A 21,700-nucleotide genomic window follows, 5' to 3' on the forward strand; every position below is an offset into this window, starting at 1 on the left:
AATATATTTTATATGAATTTAAAAAATTAAAGAGAATAAATTTAAATAATAAAGAAAAAAGGAAGCAATTTATGGTACAAAGAAGAAAAGCTTTAAAAGATAGATATAATCTGTTAATATCGAAATATATAGATTAAATTAGCTGTTATAGAGGTATATAATAAGAAAAAGAATAAAAATTATATGGATAAAGGGGAGGGATGTGTATCTTATGAAGTTTGACAAATCAGAATCTATTCTCAAAACACATAAAGTAAGTAATCAAAATAGGTATCTCATTACAGGTGGGTATGCTATATCTTTAATTATATTTGGATTTTTAGTAGATGCTCCAAAAAAGATTTTATATGGAATGTATCGTATTATTGTACAACCAGATGCTTTAATTACAGATTATATAGGAGTAGGAGGAATGGGAGCCGCTTTTGTGAATGCAGGATTATTAACTCTTATTTTTTTGGGGTTATTGTATTATTTAAAGATTTATTTTAGTGGAGCTACTATGGCTGCTTTGTTTTTAATTGAAGGCTTTAGTTTTTTTGGGAAAAATTTATTTAATGTATGGTTTATTGTACTAGGGGTTTATTTATATTCAAAAGTACAAAAGGATAAATTTTCAAAATATATATATGTAGCTTTATTTGGTACCGCTATGGGACCTATGGTTACAGAAATATTTTTTTATACTCAGTTTTCTATCTATATAAGAATTGTTATTGGAAGTCTTGTTGGATTAAGTATAGGATTTATTTTACCACCGTTATCTGCTTATATGATGAAAGTTCATCAAGGATTTAATTTATATAATATAGGTTTTACAGCAGGAATGATTGGAACCATATTTGTGTCTGTATTTAAGTCCTATGGATTTTCACCTAATATTCAATTTATTTGGACTACAGGAAACAATCAAATTTTATCTATATTTTTATTTTTTATGTTTACATCTATGATTTTTATTGGTTTTTATTTTAATGATAAATCTTTTAAAAGAGTCAAACACATTATGCAATATGAAGGAAGATTGATTACAGATTTTATGTTATTAGAAGGGTTTCCTCCTACACTTATCAATATGGGTATAAATGGGTTACTATCAACTGTATATGTTCTCTTGATAGGAGGAGATTTAAATGGTCCTACCATTGGAGGAATTTTGACAGTAGTAGGATTTGGTGCATTTGGAAAACATTCTAAAAATATCATTCCTATATGGATAGGTGTTTATATTGGATCTATCACAAAAATGTGGAATATAAATGATCCTTCTATTTTACTGGCAGCTTTATTTGGAACTTCCTTGGCTCCTATTGCAGGAGAATTTGGGTGGAAATATGGTATTTTAGCAGGCTTTATTCATTCATCTGTTGTATTAAATGTAGGTGTTTTACATGGAGGATTAAATCTTTATAACAATGGTTTTGCTGCAGGCATTGTAGCTGCAGTACTATTGCCAATTATACAGGCTTTTAGAAAAGAGAGGGAGATGAATCATGAAACACATTAAACAAAGGATTAGTAAAATTGTAGATGAAATGTTAAATTATTTTTTCTTAATAGGTGCTACAGATATTGAAGTTCATCTAAAAGAGGAAGATGAGTTTTATAAAATTTTTCTAAAAAGTAACTATACAAAAGGACAAGAAAATAAAATAGAAAAGCTTATCCGATATTTAGAAGCTCCAAAGCAAGAAGAAATGGAAGAATACTATTGGGAGCTTGCAGGGTCTTGTGATATGGATACAGAACTTACTTTGATAGGTATGATGATCGACAAGGGAGAAATAAATTTTATACAAGATCAATTGGAAGTTACTTTGTATAAAAGAAAATAAATACAACATGCCTTTACTATTGTATTATGGATGAATGTTCTTATAAAAATATGATAAAAAGAATAAAAAAGGAAAGGATAAAGATAGGAGGGATATCAATGGATGCTATCGATTTAATGATGGAAGAACATAAAAACATAAAAAGAATGCTAAAAGTTATTAGAAAACTATGCATTAAAATTTTAAATCATGAAGAACTAGACTATAATGTTTTTTATGAAATTATAGATTTTGTAAGAAATTATGCAGATGCGCATCATCATAGTAAAGAAGAAAATATTTTATTTCAGAAAATGTCTAAAGTATTAGGAGAAAAGATAGCTAGAGGGCCTATTTATGGCATGCTTGCAGAACATGATTTAGGAAGATTGTTTATAAGTCATTTAGAAGAAGCAGTGAAAAAAGTACAAAACAAAGATGATGATGCGAAGGTAGATATTATTGCAAATGCTATTGCGTATACAGATTTATTAGAAAGACATATAGAAAAAGAAGATCATGCTATATATACTTTTGCTAAAAGAACACTTAGCAAAGAAGACATAAAAGAAGTAGAAGAAAAATGCGAGAGAGTAGAAAATTTAGCATTACAAAAAAATATTCCAAACCAATATATAAAACTGATTGAGAAATTAGAAAAAATGGTATAAATATAAAATAAATACAGAAAGATTTTTTGTAGGGGGAGAAAAATGAGAAGTCCAGATATAAAAGAAATTCTGGCAGTACCAATTTTAAAGGAACTAGATCATAAAACAATAGATATGCTTATAGAAAAAGGCTTTGTACAATACTTGGAGAAAGGAAGACAAATATTTTCTGAAAGAGATATGGTGAATTATATATATATCGTTTTAAAAGGGAAAGTCACCATATATAGATACACCAATAGAGGTCAAAAAAAAATTATATATATATTAGAAGAAGGAGAATTGATTAATGAAGTTGTATTTGATCAAGGGTCAGCTTCTATCAATTGTGAGGCCTTTCAAGATGCAGAAATTTTATATTTTCATAGAGATATATTTTTGAAAATAATGGAAAATAATTTTGAATTAACTTGTAAAATTATCAATTCTATGAGTACAAAAATTAGAAGACTTTATAGGCAGCTTAAAAATACTGTTCCTATCACAATAGATAAGAAAGTAGCAGCAAAGCTATGGAAACTTGGAAAGGATTATGGAGTAGAAGTAAAGGAAGGAACTTTAATTGATTTAAATTTAACCCTTACATATTTAGCAGATATGATAGGAAGCCCTAGAGAGAGTATTTCAAGAAGCATAAAAAGGTTAAAAGACTTAAAAATTATTCAATATAGGAATAGAAGGATGATTGTACAATTAGATAAACTTTCTCATTATTTTAAGGAAGAATAAAAATAGCAAAACTCTATAGCTAATAAAAAGTAAATCACTCAAAGGAGTGATTTACTTTTTATCATATTTAAATATAAAGTTTATTCATAAGATTTTTGACCGTTTTTTCAAATGCAATTAAATAATATTTATTATTTAATTCTTTTTCAAATTGTTTTATTTTTTCTAATTCTTCGGGAGTAAGAGTAGCAAAAGGGGGGTATTGTTTAAGTTGCTGATATTGTTGATAATTAATATATTGAAGCTGTAAGACATGATAAAGACATCTTTGATATCTTAAGAATAGATCATAATCAGATGGATAGCAATACATGGACACACCTCCTTTTGTAAAATTATATGTAGTAGGATGAAACATTGTCCATATTCTTTGATATAAAATAAAAAACATCCAATCTATTGTTTTTGAATAGATTGAATGTTTTTAATGAATCTATAAGAAAAATTTATTTTTTATTTATTTAATTCTTCTAATAATTTTTCAAGATCAATACCATGAACTTGTGCAGCATCTTCTAAGCTTTCCATTTGAGAAGACGGACATCCTAAACATCCCATTCCAAATGACATTAAAATTTCTGCTGCCTTTGGATTGATTTTCAATGCATCAACAATTAAAGTATCCTTTGTAATTTTCATAAAAATTCTCCTTTCTATTTTTTTAGAATTGTATAATTTTGACCATCTACAGTATAAGTATAGCTTTCATTAGCATTTTCAACAAATGCTTTAATCCAAGCATCTCTTAATTTGTAGAAGGTGTGGATATCTGCTCCTGCAATTTCCCAATAAGGCTTGTGTAAGCATGTAGTACTTGTCCACTGTAATTTTTCAGGTTTGTTGATGACAATATGATTTACATGATCGCAAGGCATACCATTTAAAATATAATCATTTAAAGCTTTATAAATAGAAGGCGCATCTTCTATATTGTGATTATTTTTTGCACTTTGGCCACATTCTAATCCTTGTTTTTTATAAATAGATAGAGCTGTATCTATATTATCTTTTCCATATTGTTCAAAAACTTTTTGTAAAAATTCTGCTTGTCTAGTTTCTACTATGGAAATTTGGTGTTGAAGCCATCCATGAATATTATTCACATTGATTAATTCATCCAAAGGCTTTGTTTCTAAGAAAGGGCCATATTTTCCTTGTGCTTGTTGAGATATTTTTTCTATAAGATTTCCATATTTTTCTTTGTAAGCCTGAATTAATTTTTTTTCTAGATCTTCGTAAAGATGAATTTTGTGAAATAGCCAATGATGAATGGGTCCTAAAAATTTACTCATTGTGTATTCCTCCTTAGATATAGTATATATTTTTTTAAGAAATATAAACTATGACTTATATCACAGTTTAAAATTTTTTTAAAAAAACATGAGAATAAGGGAAAAACGTTGAAAAAAAAAGGTTCTTTCTATATAATAATGTACTATAAGAAAAAGTTTGAAAATAAGTACATAGAGTATATATAAGAGAATAAATTCTTTTAAATTACAAAAAATAAACATGTAAGTGTACATAACAAGGAGTTGATGATTTTGACGGAGAAAAAAGTGAAAAAATATGAATTGCCTCTGATTCCTTTAAGAGGACTTTCAATTTTTCCATATATGGTATTACATTTTGATGTAGGAAGGGAAAAATCTATTCGGGCGTTAGAAGAAGCTATGTTAAATGATCAGATGGTGTTTTTAACTACTCAAAAAGAAGCAGAAACTGACAGTCCAACACCAGATGACTTTTACCAAGTAGGAACGATATCTAAGATTAAACAAATGTTAAAGCTTCCAGGAGATGCAATTCGAGTATTGGTAGAGGGAATAAGCAGAGCAAAAATTATAGAAATTGTATCAGAAAAGCCATATTTTAAATGTGAAGTAGAAGAAGTAGTATATGAAGAAGAAATAGAAAAAGAAAAAGAATTAGAAGCATTAATGAGGACGGTGATCAATTCTTTTGAAGATTATGTAAGCCTTAGCAATCGTACTTCTCCTGAAGCATTTATGAATATTACAGAGATAGAAGAGCCAGGAAGACTTGCAGATGTAATTGCTTCTCATTTGATTCTAAAGATTGAACAAAAACAAGAAATATTAGATGCATTTGATCCTAGAGATAGATTAGAAGTTTTATACAAAATATTATTAAGAGAAATAGAAGTGTTAGAAATTGAAAAAGATATTAATAGTAGAGTAAAAAAACAAATTAACAAAGTACAAAAAGAATATTACTTAAAAGAACAATTAAAGGCCATTCAAGAAGAATTAGGAGAAGAAGGAGGCCTATATGAAGAAGTAGATGAATATAAGGAAAAAATAAAAAAAACAAAGCTTCCTTCAGATGTGGAAAAAAAAGTAACCAAAGAATTGGACAGGCTTTTTAAATTATCTCCAAATTCAGCTGAGAGCGGAGTTATTAGAACATATGTAGATTGGATATTAGATCTTCCTTGGGCAAAACAAACGAAAGACACTATTAATATAAAAAAAGCAAAAAGTATATTAGATGAAGATCATTATGGACTAAAAGATGTAAAAGAAAGAATACTAGAATATCTTGCTATTAGACAGTTGGCAAAGGAAATGAAAGGGCCTATTATCTGTTTAGTAGGACCTCCAGGAGTAGGAAAAACTTCTATTGCAAAATCTATTGCTAGATCTTTAAATAGAAAGTTTGTGAGAATGTCTTTAGGAGGTGTAAGAGATGAAGCTGAGATTCGTGGACATAGAAGAACTTATGTAGGAGCTATTCCTGGAAGAATTATGTCTGCTATGAAAGAAGCAAATTCCAAAAATCCAGTATTTTTATTTGATGAAATAGATAAATTAAGTGGTGATTTTAGAGGAGATCCAGCTTCAGCCCTTTTAGAGGTATTAGACCCAGAACAAAATAAAGAATTTACAGATCATTACTTAGAAGTTCCCTTTGATCTTTCAAAAGTCATGTTTATTACTACTGCAAATAGCTTAGGAACCATTCCAAGACCACTTCTTGATCGTATGGAAGTTATTGAGGTATCAGGATATACAGAAGAAGAAAAACTTAAAATTGCACAAAGATATTTACTTCCAAAGCAAAAGAAAGAGCATGGACTGAAAGAAAAGGATCTACAAATATCAGAGCAAACTATAAGAGATGTAATTAATTATTATACCAGAGAATCAGGTGTAAGAAATTTAGAAAGAAAATTAGCAACAATTTGTAGAAAGACAGCAAAAAGAATTGTTGAGGAAAAAGTAAAAATTGTTCGAATCAATACGAAAACTTTAGTAAATTATCTTGGAAGTAAGAGATATAGATATGAAAAAATAAAAGAAAATCATGAAATAGGTATGGCTACAGGTCTAGCTTGGACAAGAGTTGGCGGAGAAACTTTATCTATTGAAGTGACAACTATGAAAGGAAATGGAAAACTTGTTCTTACAGGACAGCTTGGAGATGTAATGAAGGAGTCTGCACAAGCAGGAATTAGTTATATTCGTTCTAAAATTGATGAGCTTCATATTCCACAAGATTTTTATCAAACTCTAGATATGCATCTTCATATTCCAGAAGGAGCTATTCCAAAAGATGGACCGTCTGCAGGAGTAACTATGGCAACAGCAGTAATCTCAGAGCTTACCAAAATACCTGTAGATAAAAATGTAGCTATGACAGGAGAGATTACATTAAGAGGAAGAGTTCTTCCAGTGGGAGGAATTAAAGAGAAGGTATTAGCAGCAAATCGTGCGGGAATTACTAAGATACTTCTTCCTATAGATAATGAAAAAGATATAGAAGAAATACCAGAACAAGTAAGAAAAAAATTGGAATTTGTACTTATTGAAAATATGGATCAAGTATTAGAGCATGCGTTGGTTCGGAAGGAAGAAAAAAATGAAAATTAAAAGTGCAGAAATTATTATTAGTGCAGTAAAACCAGAACAATATCCAAGTATAGAAATGCCAGAGGTTGCTTTTGCAGGAAGATCTAATGTAGGAAAATCTTCACTCATTAATCTTTTATTAAATAGAAAAAAGCTAGCAAGAACGAGTTCAAGTCCGGGTAAGACTCAAACCATTAATTTTTATGGTATTAATGAAGCTTTTCGTTTTGTGGATTTACCTGGATACGGATATGCAAAAGTTTCTAAGGCTCATAAAGATCAATGGGGAAAAATGATGGAGACGTACTTAAATCATAGAGAAAATTTATTAGAAGTTTTTCAACTTGTAGATATTAGACATAAACCCACTATACAGGATAAACAAATGTATGACTGGATCAAATCTGTAGGTTTTAATGGAATCGTAATTGCAACTAAATTAGATAAAATTAAAAGAGGACAAAGGCAAAAGCATATTCAAATGATTAAAAAAGAATTAAATATGACTTCTGATGATATCTTAATTCCTGTATCAGCAGAAAGTAGAGAAGGAAAAGAAGAAATATGGAAAATTATCACTGAAATTTTTGAAGTGAATGGTTTTCAATTTGAAGAAGAGCAAAAGCAATCACTATAAATTTTTATAGTGATTGCTTTTATGTTAAAGAAGTGGATCTTTTCTTTTTTTAAATAAAGGAAGTTCTCCTCCTAGTTCAGCTAAAAGCATAGCAAAGATAATTAAAAATCCTCCAAACATTCCTTTAGAGCTTAAAATTTCCCCTAATAGAAAATATCCAAATATACTAGCAAATACAGGTTCACCTGTAAAAATAAGAGCTGTATGGGTAGCTGTAGTATATCTTTGTACAGCATTTTGGATAATAAAGGCTCCTGAAGTACATATGAAGCTTAAAAACAATACATCTGTCCATACTTTGGCACCTGTAGGAATAATAGGATTTTCAAATATGACGCTTACGATGGTACTTAATATGCTTACTACGGCAATTTGTAAAATAGCTAAATTTATAGGATCTACTTTTACTGCATATTTTGAAATAGCTAAAATTTGAAAAGCAAAACAAAATGTACATAAAAATGTATAAAAATCTCCTATGTTTAGAGATAATTTCCCATCTAATGTTAAAAGAGCAAGACCTATAGTTGCAATCACAACTCCTATGATACAAGGAAGGCTAGGAAGTTTTTTTAATAAAAGAGCAGAAAAAACAGGAACAAATACTACGGATAAACAGCTGATAAAAGCTGATTTAGAAGCTGTAGTATAATTGAGTCCAAAGGTTTGTAATGCATATCCTAAAAACATAATTACCCCAATCAATATTCCATATTTTATTGTAGTTTTATCTAAATTTAACATTCGTTTATAAAAAATTATTGCAGAGCTAGCTGCTGCAATAAAAAAACGAACAGCTAAAAAATTAAAAGTAGACATGGCATCTAAAGAATTTTTTGTAAGTATAAAAGAAACTCCCCATGTAAGGGTTACTACAAGTAATGCCAAATCTGCCTTATATTGCATCTTCATATATGGCTCCTCCTTATGGTATACTAATATTTCAACAAATATTTTATCACAAATATGAAAAATTTGCATTATGTTGTCGCATATGCTCATGTTTGGAATATATAATGAAAAAGAGCTTCCATAGATATTTATGGAAGCTCTTTATAACCTATGCTACAGGCTCAAACATATCTTTTCCTACGCCACAAACAGGGCATACCCAATCATCAGGAATATCTTCAAAAGCTGTACCAGGAGCAATACCGCTATCTGGATCTCCTACTTTAGGATCATAAATATAACCACAGGGTGTACACTCATATTTTTTCATAAAATGTTCTCCTTTCAAATATGTTAAAATCTTCTCTAAAACAATTTTACCCAACAATGCATTGAAATAAACAAAATAATACCTAGATCTCTACAAAATTGACAGAAAAATAGTTGTCATATACAATTTTAGTAAAAAGAATAATAGAGAGGAAAATATATGAATTCATTAATGAGGATGTTTCTGATTTTTATAAAAATAGGTACTTTTACATTAGGTGGAGGATATGCTATGATTCCACTGATTCAAAAGGAAATTGTAGAAAAAAATAAGTGGATTGAAGAAGAGGAGTTTATAGATATTATTGCGCTATCTCAAACTGTTCCAGGAGCATTAGCCATTAATGTTTCTACTTATATAGGATATAGACTCTTTGGAGTATGGGGAGGCGTTATAGGTTGTCTAGGAACTATGCTTCCTTCTGTCATTATTATTTTAATTGTAGCTACTTTTTTTACTCAGTTTCAAAAGCTTCCATTGACTCAAGCAATCTTTAAAGGAATAAGACCAGCTGTAGTAGCTTTAATTGTAGTAGCAGTAATGAAGCTTTCTAAATCTATTCCTAAAAATATGATTCATATTGTATGGGTGTTAGCTAGTGTCATTGGAATCAGTGTATTTCATATACATCCTATTTTAATTATTATATGTTCAGGAATTTTGGGATACAAATTATTTAAAGGAGAAAAGGATAATGGAAGTGATTCTTAAAATATTTTTTACTTTTATGAAAATAGGAGCATTTAGTTTTGGTGGAGGACTTGCTATGCTTCCTTTTATAGAAAAAGAAATTGTATATCACCATCATTGGATTACCTCAGAAGAATTTGTAGATATTATTGCGATTGCACAAATGACGCCAGGACCTATTGCTATTAATTCATCTACTTTTGTAGGATATAAGGTAGATGGGATAATAGGAGCCATGGTAGGAAGCATAGGAATAGTAATTCCATCTTTTATTCTTATTATGATTTTGGCAAAATATTTTTCAAATATGAAAGATAACAAAAGTACAAAAGCTGTTTTTAAAGGAATAAGACCAGCTGTATTAGGACTTATTTTAAGTGCTGCTATATCTGTTGGAAAAACTTCATTAGTAGATATAAAAAGTATATGTATTGCAATGATTGTTTTATTTTCACTTAAAAGAGTCAATATACATCCTATATTAGCAATTGTACTTGCTGGAATTATGGGGGCGATTTTATATTAGAAAAGGAGGAAGAATATGAAGTACTCAAAGAAAATTTTCATCCTCATATTTGCTACTTGTATGATGGTAGGGAGTATGATTGGTATGATGAAGTGGGGAACAAATAAAGAGATAAAACTTATCATTCATAATGAAGAAATAAAAGGGTATGCTCCTCCATTGGTAGAAAATACAGAAATTTATTTGCCTTTTGAGGTTATAAAAGATCATATTTATCAAGATATGTTCTTAAATACAGAGGAAAATCGAATGTATATTCATATGGATGATGAAATGAATATCAATATACCTACAAAAAAAATAGATGATCATGATTATGTTCCAATAAAATTATTAGAAAAACTTTTGGGAATATCTGTAGATTATGATAAAAAATATATTGTAGCTATTGACAAGTCTTTCATGGATATAAAAGATGTAGAGAAAAATATATTTATACAAAGAAAGCCATTTTCAACGCATGGAAAAAATATAAATATTGCATGGGAATATGTTTATGAAGAGTCTAAGGATATTTCAGGAGAAGATAAAATTCATTCTTTAGATGTATTGGTACCTACATGGTTTAGTATTATAGATCATAAGGGAACTGTTAAGAATAAAGGAGACAAGGAGTATGTATTCAATGCTCACAAAAAGGGATATAAAGTATGGGGACTTGTAGACAATAGTTTTGATCCTAAAATCACATCTAGTATATTAAATGATACAAATATAAGAAATAAAGTAATAGATCAGATTCTTATCTATGCAGATTTATATGAATTAGATGGAATCAATATTGACTTTGAAAATGTATATTACAAGGATCAAAAAGCTTTGGTCGACTTTATAAAAGAGTTAAGTCAATATACAAAAAAGAAAAATATTGTTTTATCTATGGATGTAACAGTTCCATCTAGTAGTGAGCAATGGTCTAAAGTATATGACCGAAAATCTTTAAGTAAAATTGTAGATTATATAGCGGTCATGGCATATGATGAACATTGGGCAAGCAGTCCTGTAAGTGGATCAGTTGCATCTATTGGATGGGTAGAGAAAGGAATACAAAATAGCTTAGAATATATTCCAAAGGAAAAAATACTTCTTGGATTACCTTTTTATACAAGAATTTGGAAAGAGTATGATGGTAAAGTAGAATCAAAATCTATTTCTATGACTTATGCCAAAAAAATTATAGAAGAAAAAAATGCATCCGTTAGCTGGAATGAAGAAGTAGGACAATATTATGCTCAGTATGAAGAGGATGGTATTGTATATAAAATATGGCTTGAAGATCCGAGGTCTATTGCTCTAAAGTTAAGTCTTGTAAAAAAATATGATCTTGCTGGAACGGGTTCATGGAGAAGAGGATTTGAAGCAGAGGAAGTTTGGATGGTTTTACAGAAAATGACTAAAGATCAAAAAACTTATGCTCAATTGGGGTATTAAAGAGAAAGCTTGCCTTTCTCCTTAATTATGATAGGTATGGCATATATGTATATATTCATGTATAATGAAAAAAAGGCAAAATCTTAGGGAGTTTATAAATATGAGTATTTTTGATGTAAAAAGAGATGAATATGAGAAATGGAAAAAAATAATTTTTTGTATATTTATATGTACAATTTTTATAAATTTTTCAGGGATAACATTTCAAATAGATATTCCTACAGAGATAGAAGATTCAAAAAAGTTATATTTTATACCTATGGATACTACTAGTTTTACTCATGTTTTTAAAATATCCAATAGGGAAAATAACTTAAGAATTCTATATACTTTATGTAGAATGATAGAATATTTTATGGTTATATTTTTAATGAATCTTTTGATAAAAGTAAAGATTAGAATTTATAAAAAAAGAAGCATTTATAGAATATATATAAAGTTACAAAAGCTTTTAATTCCTAAATATTATAAAAGTAGGTATCAAGACTTACTATTTGATTATTAGAAGAGAAAAATAATCAAATAGGGAGGAATTTTTATGAATTTTGAATGGACAACAGATAGTATAGTGATGTTATTGATTTTGATAGTATTTTGGATAGGTGGTATTGTTTTAAGTAAAAAGGCAGAAAAAACAATCAATAAAATGGAAAGTAATAAAGGTGAGGAAAAAAATAAATAGGATATAAAAAATATATTTTATATTTTTCTAAAGCTGGATTATTTCATAGTATAATGAAATAATCCAGCTTGTTTTTGAATGAGATCAGGAACGATTCGTATAATAAATAGAAGAGGTGTGGAGATGTATTTTTCATATATGCTTAGATGTAAAGATGGCTCTTTATATAGTGGATATACAAAAGGAAGTAGTCCTATGAAAAGAGTAGAAGTACATAATAAAGGAATAGGAAGTAAATATACTAGAGCAAGATTACCAGTAAAATTAGTATATTATGAACAATTTCAAAGTAAAAGTGAAGCCATGAAAAGAGAATATGAATTTAAAAGACTTACTAAAATGCAGAAGGAGAAGTTGGTAAAGGAATTTGGATTAGAATAAAAGAATAATAATTATGTTATAATGTAAGAAAGACTATGAAAATAAAAATATCGAGCATATTACATGCTCGATATTTTGTTGTAACATATAGATGAGTTGGTTATCAATTGTAGAGAAAGTGGAGTGTTTAAATGAGTAAGGCATTATATATTACAGAAAAACCTAGTGTGGCACTGGAATTTGCAAAGGTACTAAATATTAAAGGAAATAAAAGAGATGGCTATATAGAATCCAATGAAGCAGTTATTTCTTGGTGTGTAGGACATTTGGTAAATATGAGTTATCCAGAAAAGTATGATCCCAAATATAAAAAATGGACTTTAGAAGACCTTCCATTTTTACCTAAAGAATATAAATATGAAATCATAAAAAATGTTAAAAAACAATTTGATATTGTAAAGACTCAAATGAAGAGAAAAGATATATCTACTATATATGTTTGTACGGATTCAGGACGTGAGGGAGAATATATATATAGATTGGTAGATGATATGGTAAAAGCAAATAAAATAAAAAAAAGAGTGTGGATTGATTCTCAAACAGAAGAAGAAATAAAAAAAGGTGTAAAAAATGCAAAACCATTATCTGAATATGATCATTTATCAGATGCAGCTTATCTAAGAGCCAAAGAAGATTATTTAATGGGGATTAATTTTTCAAGACTTCTAACTCTTTGTTATGGAAACAAATTGAGTAAAGAGTTAAATAAAAAATATGTAGTTATTGCTGTAGGAAGAGTAATGACTTGTGTACTTGGAATGATTGTTCAAAGAGAAAGAGAAATCCGTGATTTTGTAAAAACTCCTTATTATAAGATTGTGTCTAAGTTTCTCTTTGAAGAAGTATTAGAATATGAAGGAGAATGGAAGGCTTTAGAAGGTTCAAAACACTATATGTCCAATTTATTATTTAAGGATATTGGATTTAAACAAAAAGATGATGCAATAAAGTTTATAGAAGATCTAAAAAAAGATAACGAAGAATGTATGGCGATTATTCATGATGTGAAGAGAAAAAAGGAAAAGAAAAATCCTCCCCTTCTTTACAATCTAGCAGAGTTACAAAATGAATGTTCTAAAAAATTCAAGTTAAGTCCTGATGAAACTTTAAAAGTTGTTCAAAAACTATATGAAAGAAAAATGCTTACTTATCCAAGGACAGATGCTAGAGTTTTATCAAAAGCTGTAGCAAAGGAGGTAAATAAAAATATAAAAGGTCTTTTAGATATAAAAAAATTATGTAATTTAGATAAAAAAAATGAAGAAATTGTTGAATTTGTACAAAAAATATTCTCTGAAGAGTTGTATAAGGGCTTAGAGAAAACGAAATATGTCAATGATAAAGCTATTACAGATCACTATGCTATTATTCCAACAGGACAGGGAATCGGAAATTTCAATAAATTAGCAGAAACAGAAAAAGAAATATTTTTACTTGTAGTCAGAAGATTTTTAGCAATTTTTTATCCTCAGGCTATATTTAATCAATTAGCTATTACTACTAAAATCAAGGAAGAATGTTTTTTTACCACTTCTAAAGTGTGTATACAAGAAGGATACTTAGAAGTATTAGGAGAAAATAAAAAAAACGAAGGGGCAAAAGCAGACCAAATAGAAACTCTTAAAAAATTAAAAAAAGGACAAAAAATAAAATTTAAAGACATATTTATAAAGGAATCAGAAACAACTCCACCAAAGAGGTATAATTCGGGTTCTATGATTTTGGCTATGGAGAATGCAGGAAAACTGATTGAAGATGATGAATTAAGAGAACAAATCAAAGGAAGTGGAATAGGAACGAGTGCTACTAGGGCTGAAATATTAAATAAATTACAAAAAATTCAATATGTGAAATTAAATAAGAAAACACAAATCCTTACTCCTACTCAAATGGGAGAGAGAATCTATGATGTAGTGTATAAGTCTATTCCTTCTTTATTAAAACCAGAACTGACTGCAAGTTGGGAAAAAGGATTAGGTATGATTGCAAATGGGGAAATAAAATCTGATGAATATATGACAAAATTAGAATCTTATATTATAAAAAATACACAAAAAGTATTAGGTTTTAGAAACGGAAGAAATTCTATGAACTTATATGCAATAACAAAGAATAAAGAAAATAGAAAAAGTAGAAATTCACTTGGAAAATGTATAGCTTGTAAAGATGGAGAAGTTTTAGAAAATAGCAAGGCTTTTTATTGTAGTCATTGGAAGAAAAATTGTAAGTTTACTGTATGGAAAAATAGTTTAGAATTATATGGCCAAAAAGTAACAAGAGAAATGATAGAATTACTTATTCAAGATGGAAGAATAGATGATTTTCATATGATTTTGCCTCAAACAAAAGAAAGATGTACAGCAACTCTACAATTTAAAGAAGACAAAAGTGGAGCATTACAACTAAAAAATGTAAAAAGAATAGAATCAAAAAATTAGAATTTATTTCAAAAATAATTGACAAGTATTAGAAGACATAGTATAATAATAACAAATTGAAAATATTGTACATTAGGTACTACTAAGTTTAATAGGGAAGTTCGGTGAAATACCGACACAGCCCCCGCTACTGTAAATGATGACGAAACCTTGTAAAACCACTGTGAAAACGGGAAGGAGAAGGGAGTAGGGTGATTCATGAGTCAGGAGACCTGCCTATTGTTCAGATTGCTACCTTCGGTGGGGAGGTAAAGCGTAATGTTTTATAACTATACGTAAGTGAAACCCTGCCTAAAAGCAGGGTTTTATTTAATATTATGAAAAATGGTCTAGTTTTTCAGAAATTTTTCCTCTTTTTAATCTCTCATTTATTGGGAGATTTTTTTTTATTTTCCTATAAACATTTGTGTAAACATTTTTCCATATTGACCACCATCTTTGATGCCAATTCCAATATGAGTAAAATTAGGGTTCAAAATATTTTCTCTATGTCCTTTAGAATTCATCAAAGCAGTGTGAGCAGCTTGTACAGATTGATTTCCAGCTAAATTTTCTCCAGCATATGCATACTCAGCACCAAATTTTTTTAACATATCAAAAGGACTTCCATAAGTAGGAGAATTGTGGCTAAAATAATTATTATCAATTAGATCCTGTGCTTTAATCCTAGCTACTTTTGTAACTTCCATATCTAATTGAAGAGGCTTTAAGCCTTGCTTTGTACGTTCTCCATTTACAAGACGAAACATTTCATCTTCGTTTGAAGTCAATTTTCCAGTAGTTGCTTCAGGCGCGGAAGTTTTTGTAGGTTGGACATGAGGTTTTGCCTCAGATGGAGATACAGTACCAACCTTTTTATCATTTGTTTGAATCACATACCAATCTTCACTTTGGCCTATTACATCATAAATATCTCCTTTGGAAAGATTTTTTACAATAGGAGTATTTTCTCCTTGTCCTGATCGACAAGTTGCATTGTCTTTTGTAATTTGAATTTGTTTGACTTGTCCCTTTTCAAAAATAGATGAAGCTATAGGTTTTGGTTTAGGTTTTTGCTGAGGAGTTGTACAGCTTGTTAATAAAAAAACTGAAAGCACTAAAAGACTTATTATTTTTTTCATAGTTTTATCACCTCAGTAATAGTATTACCTGCAAAAAAAAAATAATTTACACTTTAAAGTGTAAATTATTGTATGAATAAATATAATATGGTAATTCAACATTATATTTTATATTTTTTTAATTCTGCTCTTAAGCTATTTGCTAATAATTCAAGTTGATGGATATAATCCATTAAATCTTTTATTTTACTAGAATATTCTATGACATTTGCACTCATTTCTTGAGTTGCAGCAGAATTTTCTTCTGCAATAGCTGCTAAAGAATGTATATTTTGGAATACATTTGAAATTTTTTGAGTTTCAGATGATAAAGATTCTACTAAAGAAACAATTTGATTGGATACAATAGTAATTTCATTTGTGGCTTTTTCATTATCTGTGGCTACTGCATCTAAAATTTTATTGTTGTGTTCAAGATTATAAAATTGATGAGTTACTTGTTCAATCATTTGTTTTACGTCATTTGTGAACACTTGAAGATTTTGATTAATAGTTTTTACTGCATTTTTAGAATCCTCTGCAAGATTTCTAATTTCTTCAGCTACTACTGTAAATCCTCGTCCCATTTCTCCTGCACGGGCAGCTTCTATAGCTGCATTTAAAGCCAAAAGATTGGTTTGATCAGATATTTGTTCTACAGTAGTTACAATGTCTATAATATTTTGAACTCGTGTAGATAAATCTTCTCCTTGCTGATTGACAATAGAAAATTCATTTTTCATTTGTAATAAACTATTGGCTACATTTTGAACTTCTCCATAAGACTTACGAATATCTCCTACTGCTTTTTCAAGTTGAATTTTACTAGTTGCTTCCTGTTCTGCTAAATGATTGAGTGTTTCTATATTATCATTCAAAGTGTGTACGGAATGTTCTGTTTCTTCAGCTTGATGAACAGCTCCATGAGCTACTTCTTGAACCAAACTGGATATGCCATCAGATACGCCTTTCATTTCATTGGCAATAGTAGAAAATTTTACAATGAAATTATGCATATCATCTGTTCCACCCTTTAAAAATAGAAAATCCTTTTGAATATTTTCTTTGATTTGATTAATAGATTCTATATAATTTTCAAATTCATCTCCAGTTTTTATTTCAGCATTTCCTTCAAAATCTAAATCAGATAATTTGATGAGCTCTTCTTGAACATTTTTGATTGGAGATAAAACAATACTACTGATAAAAAATGATATACCTCCTATAAGAATAGTTTTTATAATTGGACCTAAAAGTGAAGCATTGCCAAATGGAATAAATAATAAAATAAAAGTAATAATACCAATAGATATGGAAATTTTTACAGGGATGCTTTTGATAAAACCATAAGATAAAATATGGTTGATTTTATATTTTTTACTTATTTTATTATCTTTTTCAAGGGTAATATGTACTTTCATATAATAAGTTCCATCTTTGTCTTTTCCTTTTTCCAAATTTTCTACTTCTATTTTTTCATTAAAAAAAGAAGCACTTCCTTCTAATAATCCTAAGAAGTAATCAGACATTCCTCTTTTGGACTTATATAAAATTTCAATTTTTTTAGGACCGATTTCCTTTGCAATAAGTCTTGGAGGTTTTGCACCACTGATCATTTTAGTAAGTTGTGAATGCACATGATCCATCATCATCAAAAAGCTTTTTAGACTATATCTTTCAAAATAAGATGGAAACCAAGAACGAAATGTTTCAATATTACTTTTTCCTAGCTCATGCCATATAGAGGATGAAGATTTTCCAACAAGTTTTCCGATAGATTCTATGATTTTCATAGACTCATCATCTGGAATATCTTCTAGGGGAGTGATGATTTTATCACTATCCCAACCTATTGATTGTGTAGCCTTTTGTACAGTTTCTTTTCCATATAATTTTTCTAGACTGTTTACCCAAGTAGATACTACAGTACCCTTCATAACATTTCCTCCTAAACATTCAATTAATAATTTTATTATATTATATCTAAGAACACAAAACAATCACATCTATGGTATGTATACCTAAAGAAAATTTTTTAAAACATGTATAAAAAAATAAAAATTGGAAAAAATTAAGATGGAAGAAAATCCATTCCATTTAAAAGTCTTTGGACTTTTGGATGCACCTTATTCCCACCCACAACTCATCATAAGAAAAGGGTAGCTATTAAGTTACCCTTTTCTTGTTTAAAGAAGAATATTTATTGAAAGAAGGAATAATATGAAAAAGATTTGGATTCCTCAACGAGTATACTTTGAACCTGCTGCCATGGAATTTCCTATAGGAAAAAGAATAGGGTCATTTTGTAAAGAGCATAATATTCCTATTTTACAAACTACTTCTCATAATCAAGTAAGAGGAATTCCTGGTAAAACAGAAAAAGAGAAATTTGCCAATGCTAAAAAAACATTAGTGGTAGGAACAAAAAAGAGTTTAAAATTAGAAGTATGCAAGCCTTCAGCGGATTATCAGTTTTCTCTTATGACCAATTGTCCAGGAAATTGTGAATATTGTTATTTATATACAACTCAAGGGAAAAAGCCTTATGTAAGGGTATATGTAAATACAGATGAAATTTTTAATACCATTCAAAAATATATACAAGAAAAAGCTCCCAATACAACAGTATTTGAGGTAGCTAGTACAGGAGATCCATTATCTGTAGAGCATATTACGGGAAGTCTAAAAGAGACAATTGAATATTTTGGAACACTTTCATACGGAAAATTAAGAGTAGTGACCAAATTTTCAAATGTAGACTCAATCCTTGATGCAAAACATAATGGAAATACTAGATTTCGATTTTCTATTAACTCAGATTATGTAAGTCATAATTTTGAACATAATACAGATTCTTTACAAAATCGGTTAGAAGCTGCAGAGAAAATAGGAAAAGCAGGGTATCCACTAGGTTTTATTATTGCACCTATTATGATTTATACCAACTGGAAAGAAGAATACAAAACATTGATAAAAATGCTCCATGAGCATATACATTTTGTAGAGAATGATTCTATCACTTTTGAACTCATACAACATAGATTCACAAAAAATGCAAAAGATGTTATTTTAAATCGTTATCCAAATACCAAATTAGACATGGATGAAGAAAAAAGACAATTGAAATATGGGAAATATGGGAGAATGAAATATGTCTATCCAAAGGAAGAAGCATTAGAAATAAAAAATTATTTGTCTGATTGGATTATGAAATATTTCAAAAACGCAAAAATTGAGTATTTTACATAAGTGTCATTGCCCAGTAGTTTATAATGTGGTACAATTTATTAAAATTCAAAGGAATGGGGGATGATTATGAAAACGGATATTCAAATTGCACAAGAAGCAAAAATGCTTCCTATCAAAGAGATAGGAGAGCAAATGGGATTAGAGGAAGATGATCTGGAGTTTTATGGGAAGTATAAAGCAAAAATATCATTAGATGCATATAAAAAGCGAAAAAATCAACCAGATGGAAAATTAATTTTAGTGACTGCTATTAATCCTACTGCTGCTGGAGAAGGAAAAACAACTACCAATGTAGGTCTTAGTATGGGACTGAATAAAATAGGAAAAAAAACCATTACGACTTTAAGAGAACCATCTTTAGGACCAGCTTTTGGGGTAAAGGGAGGAGCTGCTGGAGGAGGATATGCTCAAGTAGTACCTATGGATGATATTAATCTTCACTTTACAGGAGATATTCATGCCATTACCACTGCAAATAATTTATTAGCAGCTTTAATAGACAATCATATTCATCAAGGAAATAAACTGAATATAGATTCTAGAAGAATTATATGGAAAAGATGTTTAGATATGAATGATAGAGCTCTTAGAAATATTGTAATTGGACTTGGAGGAAAAGTAAATGGAGTTCCAAGAGAAGACGGATTTGATATTTCTGTAGCATCAGAAATTATGGCCATATTATGTCTTTGTGATGATATTGAAGATCTTAAAAATAGATTAGGAAAAATGATTATAGGATATACATATGATGATCAGCCTGTTACAGCAAAGGATTTAAATGCTACTGGATCTTTAGCTCTTCTTTTAAAGGATGCAATAAAGCCTAATTTAGTTCAAACTTTAGAAAATACACCAGCTATTTTACATGGAGGACCTTTTGCCAATATAGCCCATGGATGTAATAGTGTCATTGCTACAAAAATGGCTTTGAAGCTTTGTGATTATGTAGTAACAGAAGCAGGATTTGGTGCAGATTTAGGAGCAGAAAAATTCTTTGATATCAAATGTAGATTTGCAGGATTAAGACCAGATGCTACTGTTATTGTAGCTACAGCAAGAGCACTTAAAAATCATGGAGGAGTATCAAAAGAATATTTAAATGAAGAAAATTTAGAAGCTCTTGAAAAAGGATTTGGAAATTTAGAAAAACAAATAGAAAATATTAAAAAATATGGAGTTTCTACTGTTGTGGCAATCAACAAATTTCCTACAGATACAGAAACTGAATTAAAATTTATAGAAACAGCATGTGCCCACCTTGGAGTAAGTGTAGTATTATCAGATGTATGGGCTAAAGGAGGAGAGGGAGGTATATCTCTTGCAGAAAAAATCGTAGATTTGTGTGAAAATAATCAGTCAAATTTCAAACCTCTTTATGATACTAATCTCCCTATTAAGGAAAAAGTTTCTGTTATTGCCAAGGAAATCTATGGAGCAGATGGCGTTGAGTTTACATCTAAAGCACAAAAGGAAATTCAAAAGTATGAAAAATTAGGACTAGATCAAATGCCTATATGTGTAGCCAAAACTCAATATTCGTTGTCAGATAATCCAAAGCTTTTAGGACGACCTAAAGGATTTACCATTACAGTAAGAGATGTAAAGGTTTCAGCTGGAGCAGGATTTTTATTAGTACTTACAGGCGATATTATGACTATGCCTGGGCTTCCAAAAGTACCTGCTGCCAATCATATTGACCTATTAGAAGACGGAACAATTGTAGGACTATTTTAGAATAGAGGTGACTAGATGTCCATTATTGTAAATGAAGAAAATAAAGTATACGAAGGAAATGAAATTTCAAAAATTATTCATGATACAACAGAGTTTGATATTGTAAAAGACATTTCAGATCGAACAAAGAGAGAAGATGTTTTAGGGTTTATATTGCAGTGTGATGCAGAAACTTTAAAAAAGGAATTAGAAGAAGAGATAGATATTTCTATAGAAGAAAATGAAGAAGAGTACATATCAGAATTGATGAATAAAGCAGATGAATATGCAGTAGAGATCGAAGAAAATTTGCTTGAGGATTTAATTGCTTATTATTATGCATATGAATACGATGAAGACCAAGAAATTATTAAAAGTATATTAGTAGTATCCTTTGAAGAACTTGGAGAAAGAAAGCTTAAAGATGTAGGAAATAGAATGATTACTGTGGTAGGGGATTAAGATGAAGAATTTTCTTCATCTTTTTTCAATGAAAAATAAAGATGATTATGATACACTATGTAGATATAAGAATAAAATAG

23 protein-coding genes and 1 riboswitch are annotated in these 21,700 nt (G+C 29.2%); of the genes, 16 read left to right on the forward strand and 7 right to left on the reverse strand.

What is annotated here, in order from left to right; genetic code table 11:
- The first annotated feature begins 211 nt into the window (after positions 1-211).
- The 4 genes from BN2409_RS07200 (at position 212) to BN2409_RS07215 (ending at position 3,214) form a co-directional block, all read left to right on the forward strand.
- The gene (locus tag BN2409_RS07200) at positions 212-1,507 is read left to right on the forward strand and encodes a DUF1576 domain-containing protein (RefSeq protein ID WP_053955955.1); all 1,296 of its coding nucleotides are present in this window, start codon (positions 212-214) and stop codon (positions 1,505-1,507) included.
- Positions 1,494-1,835, forward strand: a complete 342-nt coding sequence (locus BN2409_RS07205) for a hypothetical protein (protein WP_053955956.1) — start codon at positions 1,494-1,496, stop codon at positions 1,833-1,835. The genes BN2409_RS07200 and BN2409_RS07205 overlap by 14 nt, the downstream gene beginning before the upstream one ends.
- Positions 1,836-1,933: 98 nt before the next feature.
- Positions 1,934-2,485, forward strand: a complete 552-nt coding sequence (locus BN2409_RS07210) for a hemerythrin domain-containing protein (RefSeq protein WP_053955957.1) — start codon at positions 1,934-1,936, stop codon at positions 2,483-2,485.
- 42 nt (positions 2,486-2,527) lie between these two features.
- Positions 2,528-3,214, forward strand: a complete 687-nt coding sequence (locus BN2409_RS07215) for a Crp/Fnr family transcriptional regulator (protein WP_110942998.1) — start codon at positions 2,528-2,530, stop codon at positions 3,212-3,214.
- A 67-nt stretch (positions 3,215-3,281) separates the two neighbouring features.
- Here BN2409_RS07215 and BN2409_RS07220 read toward each other — a convergent pair whose 3' ends face one another.
- From BN2409_RS07220 to BN2409_RS07230, 3 genes are all read right to left on the reverse strand, one after another.
- Positions 3,282-3,527 carry a hypothetical protein gene (locus BN2409_RS07220; protein WP_053955958.1) on the reverse strand — a complete coding sequence of 82 codons (246 nt, stop codon included), beginning with the start codon at positions 3,525-3,527 and terminating at the stop codon, positions 3,282-3,284.
- Positions 3,528-3,667: 140 nt separating this feature from the next.
- Positions 3,668-3,853: a DUF1858 domain-containing protein gene (locus BN2409_RS07225; protein ID WP_053955959.1), complete on the reverse strand. Its 186-nt coding sequence runs from the start codon at positions 3,851-3,853 to the stop codon at positions 3,668-3,670.
- Between the two features lie 14 nt (positions 3,854-3,867).
- On the reverse strand, positions 3,868-4,506 hold the full coding sequence (locus tag BN2409_RS07230; protein ID WP_053955960.1) for a hypothetical protein: 639 nt from the start codon (positions 4,504-4,506) through the stop codon (positions 3,868-3,870).
- A gap of 246 nt (positions 4,507-4,752) precedes the next feature.
- On the opposite strand from BN2409_RS07230, the gene lon reads away from it, so the two are divergent.
- Entirely contained in the window at positions 4,753-7,107 is a 2,355-nt protein-coding gene (gene lon / locus BN2409_RS07235; protein WP_053955961.1) for an endopeptidase La, read from the forward strand.
- A complete protein-coding gene (gene yihA, locus BN2409_RS07240; protein WP_053955962.1) occupies positions 7,097-7,723 on the forward strand; it encodes a ribosome biogenesis GTP-binding protein YihA/YsxC in 627 nt (208 codons plus the stop codon). The genes lon and yihA overlap by 11 nt, the downstream gene beginning before the upstream one ends.
- A gap of 24 nt (positions 7,724-7,747) precedes the next feature.
- On the opposite strand, the gene BN2409_RS07245 is transcribed toward yihA, so the two are convergent.
- Together BN2409_RS07245 and rd are read right to left on the reverse strand one after the other, a co-directional pair.
- Positions 7,748-8,635 (reverse strand): DMT family transporter, encoded by an 888-nt coding sequence (locus tag BN2409_RS07245; RefSeq protein WP_053955963.1) that lies wholly within the window; start codon positions 8,633-8,635, stop codon positions 7,748-7,750.
- Positions 8,636-8,783: 148 nt separating this feature from the next.
- Complete coding sequence (gene rd / locus BN2409_RS16770) at positions 8,784-8,945, reverse strand: rubredoxin (protein WP_110942999.1); 162 nt, start codon at positions 8,943-8,945, stop codon at positions 8,784-8,786.
- Between the two features lie 159 nt (positions 8,946-9,104).
- Here rd and BN2409_RS07250 point away from each other — a divergent pair, with 159 nt between their 5' ends.
- The 7 genes from BN2409_RS07250 to BN2409_RS07275 all read left to right on the forward strand — a co-directional run bounded on the left by BN2409_RS07250 (position 9,105) and on the right by BN2409_RS07275 (position 15,093).
- Positions 9,105-9,656: a chromate transporter gene (locus BN2409_RS07250; RefSeq protein WP_053955964.1), complete on the forward strand. Its 552-nt coding sequence runs from the start codon at positions 9,105-9,107 to the stop codon at positions 9,654-9,656.
- Positions 9,640-10,161 (forward strand): chromate transporter, encoded by a 522-nt coding sequence (locus tag BN2409_RS07255; protein WP_053955965.1) that lies wholly within the window; start codon positions 9,640-9,642, stop codon positions 10,159-10,161. Before BN2409_RS07250 ends, BN2409_RS07255 begins: the two co-directional genes overlap by 17 nt.
- Before the next feature lie 15 nt (positions 10,162-10,176).
- Positions 10,177-11,592 carry a glycosyl hydrolase family 18 protein gene (locus tag BN2409_RS07260; RefSeq protein WP_053955966.1) on the forward strand — a complete coding sequence of 472 codons (1,416 nt, stop codon included), beginning with the start codon at positions 10,177-10,179 and terminating at the stop codon, positions 11,590-11,592.
- Between the two features lie 100 nt (positions 11,593-11,692).
- Positions 11,693-12,097 carry a hypothetical protein gene (locus BN2409_RS07265; RefSeq protein ID WP_053955967.1) on the forward strand — a complete coding sequence of 135 codons (405 nt, stop codon included), beginning with the start codon at positions 11,693-11,695 and terminating at the stop codon, positions 12,095-12,097.
- Positions 12,098-12,130: 33 nt separating this feature from the next.
- Positions 12,131-12,274, forward strand: coding sequence for a hypothetical protein (locus BN2409_RS17140; protein WP_199872942.1), 144 nt, complete (start codon positions 12,131-12,133; stop codon positions 12,272-12,274).
- A 123-nt stretch (positions 12,275-12,397) separates the two neighbouring features.
- Positions 12,398-12,655 carry a GIY-YIG nuclease family protein gene (locus tag BN2409_RS07270; protein WP_053955968.1) on the forward strand — a complete coding sequence of 86 codons (258 nt, stop codon included), beginning with the start codon at positions 12,398-12,400 and terminating at the stop codon, positions 12,653-12,655.
- A gap of 131 nt (positions 12,656-12,786) precedes the next feature.
- Complete coding sequence (locus BN2409_RS07275) at positions 12,787-15,093, forward strand: DNA topoisomerase (protein WP_053955969.1); 2,307 nt, start codon at positions 12,787-12,789, stop codon at positions 15,091-15,093.
- A 57-nt stretch (positions 15,094-15,150) separates the two neighbouring features.
- A riboswitch (cobalamin riboswitch) is annotated at positions 15,151-15,327 on the forward strand.
- Between the two features lie 152 nt (positions 15,328-15,479).
- Here the strand turns inward: BN2409_RS07275 and BN2409_RS07280 are convergent.
- Positions 15,480-16,214, reverse strand: a complete 735-nt coding sequence (locus BN2409_RS07280) for a CAP domain-containing protein (RefSeq protein ID WP_053955970.1) — start codon at positions 16,212-16,214, stop codon at positions 15,480-15,482.
- Positions 16,215-16,315: 101 nt separating this feature from the next.
- A complete protein-coding gene (locus tag BN2409_RS07285) occupies positions 16,316-18,130 on the reverse strand; it encodes a heme NO-binding domain-containing protein (RefSeq protein ID WP_053955971.1) in 1,815 nt (604 codons plus the stop codon).
- Between the two features lie 283 nt (positions 18,131-18,413).
- On the opposite strand from BN2409_RS07285, the gene splB reads away from it, so the two are divergent.
- The 3 genes from splB to BN2409_RS07300 all read left to right on the forward strand — a co-directional run bounded on the left by splB (position 18,414) and on the right by BN2409_RS07300 (position 21,620).
- The gene (gene splB, locus BN2409_RS07290) at positions 18,414-19,442 is read left to right on the forward strand and encodes a spore photoproduct lyase (RefSeq protein WP_053955972.1); all 1,029 of its coding nucleotides are present in this window, start codon (positions 18,414-18,416) and stop codon (positions 19,440-19,442) included.
- Between the two features lie 66 nt (positions 19,443-19,508).
- On the forward strand, positions 19,509-21,179 hold the full coding sequence (locus BN2409_RS07295; protein ID WP_053955973.1) for a formate--tetrahydrofolate ligase: 1,671 nt from the start codon (positions 19,509-19,511) through the stop codon (positions 21,177-21,179).
- Positions 21,180-21,194: 15 nt separating this feature from the next.
- Entirely contained in the window at positions 21,195-21,620 is a 426-nt protein-coding gene (locus tag BN2409_RS07300; protein WP_053955974.1) for a hypothetical protein, read from the forward strand.
- Positions 21,621-21,700 lie beyond the last annotated feature (80 nt).

The sequence above is a fragment of the Inediibacterium massiliense genome (genome assembly GCF_001282725.1).
In the GTDB taxonomy this organism is placed as follows: domain Bacteria; phylum Bacillota; class Clostridia; order Peptostreptococcales; family Thermotaleaceae; genus Anaerophilus; species Anaerophilus massiliensis.